Source organism: Mycobacterium gordonae (assembly GCF_001417955.2).
Lineage (GTDB): Bacteria > Actinomycetota > Actinomycetes > Mycobacteriales > Mycobacteriaceae > Mycobacterium > Mycobacterium gordonae_B.
Window position 1 is genome coordinate 1 of the sequence record NZ_LKTM01000184.1, and the last position, 1,468, is coordinate 1,468.

Here is a 1,468-nt window from a genome sequence, read left to right on the forward strand (position 1 = left end):
CCTTGGGGGCGCCGGCGCCTCGACTTGCGGAAGCGGCGTGACGATATGTGCTGTGGGAGGCGGGGGAGTCGGAATCGGAATCTGTGGCGGGTTCGGTAGGTGGGGATCACCCGCTGGTGGCGCACCGATCGCCCAGGCCGGCACTATGTCGTGTATTGGCTTCGTATACGGGTGGTATGTCCGAACTTTCCCGGAGATATCAGGCGTCAACCCGACCACGCGGTCACCCGAGGGTTCCGGCGGCGCGGCCGGTTCGACGTACGGCGCTGCGCGCCGCTCCGGTGAATCCGTGCCCGAATTGACAGTGCGGTGCCCAGAGCCGCCGAGGCGATACATTGGTTGATCCGGTCCCGGCGCCGCACCGCGCTTTACGAAAGCTATTGCCCCACGATCGTAGGGGCAGTAGACCTCTACGGCTGCAGTGATGAATCGGGTCATGGTGGTGGTGACTCGTGCCGGGGGAAAACGGCGCAATGCCGGGTCCATGTTGTATGCATCATTGCGTAGCGAATCTACGATTTCGTCCACTGGCGTACCGCCGTCAAGTTTGAGACAAACCTTATGAGCTGCGTTGATGACCCGCGGCGCATTCGCAACAGCGGGAATCTCTTTTTTTTCGAGCAGAGCGAGAAATTGGTCGTCTTGGTCTGGGTCGGCCGCTGCTGCGCCGCCACGCAGAACGGCGGTGCCGGTGATGACCGCGAGGGTGGTGACGAGCGCGCCGACGTGGGTGGTGATTCTGGTGGACATGCCCTGTGGTCTTTCTGCCATGTAGGCGTTCGCTGGTGGGGCCGTGCGCCTACTTTCTACTTGCCTGCGCTGGTTTCAGGCGCTGCGACGTCGTTGCGGCGCTTATTCGCTCGCGATTCGTCCAGAGGCAGGAGCGACGATGATTCGCATGTAAAGGAACAATTCCTGCCGGCAGATTGCACCACGAGTTCTGGTCGCCTCGGGCATAAAACCGTGGCCGTTTTCGCCGCGGCTGGTCGCCCCTATCAGTCCGGCAAGGCCAAACAGACGTTTAGCTAGGCGGCGGCATCTTGTTGTGCTGAGTTGAACGAGAAGCAGCTGTGGGGTCTGCGGCAGAATTACACTCTCTTCATAGTGCTTTAATGTACCCCTATGGGGTACCCTAGTCAAGCAATTATGTTGTCTGCGTGGGCAACCGGGCTCCGTATTATTTGTGCCGTCATTGCGCCAGGTATGGAAACGCGAGAAGAGCAGCAACGCTCACGCGACCGACTGCAAACCGGTATGACGAGTCGTGCGGCTCTGGCTCTATACGTGATCGGCGGTAAAGGGTGCACCGTCGAACACCTGGCTATCGATCAGTCGCACCCCCGGATGCGTTCGCGATCGCCAGTGATTCCAGGGTGCAACGCTGTTCGGCACCCTCTCTGCCAACCTGGGTTGAGGCACCCGCCCCCTGACAATTAGTGACCCGAGGGCGGGGATGGAGAGACTCCCC

The 1,468-nt window shown here is 60.8% G+C and carries 2 protein-coding genes; one reads left to right on the forward strand and one right to left on the reverse strand.

The features are described from left to right. The coding region (locus AO501_RS40725) for a DUF732 domain-containing protein (RefSeq protein WP_419775676.1) at positions 1–678 on the reverse strand (678 nt) is incomplete at its 3' end. On the opposite strand from AO501_RS40725, the gene AO501_RS39380 reads away from it, so the two are divergent. Beyond that, on the forward strand, positions 562–1,029 hold the full coding sequence (locus AO501_RS39380) for a hypothetical protein (protein WP_231752496.1): 468 nt from the start codon (positions 562–564) through the stop codon (positions 1,027–1,029). The two genes, AO501_RS40725 and AO501_RS39380, sit on opposite strands and share 117 nt — an antisense overlap. Positions 1,030–1,468: the final 439 nt, after the last annotated feature.